This is a genomic window from Streptomyces sp. 13-12-16 (assembly GCF_002114215.1).
Classification (GTDB): Bacteria; Actinomycetota; Actinomycetes; order Streptomycetales; family Streptomycetaceae; genus Streptomyces.
In genome coordinates this window covers 1-635 of the sequence record NZ_NCTE01000296.1, presented here as the reverse complement: position 1 = coordinate 635, position 635 = coordinate 1, and the positions used below count along the sequence as shown (strand labels likewise).

2 pseudogenes are annotated in these 635 nt (G+C 78.6%); both read left to right on the top strand.

The features are described from left to right. A pseudogene (locus B7767_RS12940) lies at positions 1-186 on the top strand (phage tail protein); the annotation flags it as partial. Then, a pseudogene (locus tag B7767_RS12935) lies at positions 183-635 on the top strand (zinc ribbon domain-containing protein); the annotation flags it as partial. The pseudogenes B7767_RS12940 and B7767_RS12935, both read left to right, overlap by 4 nt.

Sequence of the window (635 nt, the reverse complement as noted above, 5' to 3'; positions counted from 1 at the left end):
CGCCCGCTCGGCCCGGTCCCCGGCGACCGCCGCCCGCACCTGCACGTCTCGCTGGCGCTGCCCGACCCGACCGCCGCCGACACCCACCGGCTGGACACCCTGGTCGCGGCCGCCCGCCCCGCCCACATGCCCTACACGGTCGAGGTCACCGCCGCGACCGCCGCCGAAAGGACCACCGACAGATGACCAGCCAGTCCTCCGGACCCGGCCGGGCCGCCCCCAGCTGCGCCGAGTGCGGCACGCCGGCGGAGCCCGGCCAGTCCTTCTGCGACTCCTGCGGAGCGGTCCTCGGCTGGGCCGACGACGGCCGGCCGGGACGCACCGAGCCCACGGCACGGACCACGACGACCCCCGGTGCCGGTGCCGGTACCGGGTCCGCCCGGACCGACGCCGGCCACGGGGACGGCTCCGACGACCGGGGCCGTACCGCGATACCGCGTCCCCGGACCGCACCGGTGGCAGCAGCACCGGCACCGGCAGCGACGTCACGTGCCGACGACCGGGCCGCCGTACCGGAGACGCCCCCGCCCCACACCCCGTACGGACACGGTGACGGGCACGACGGGCGCAACGGGCGCAACGGGCACGACGGGCACGACGACGGACCGGGCCACGCCACCGGAACCGCCGCCACC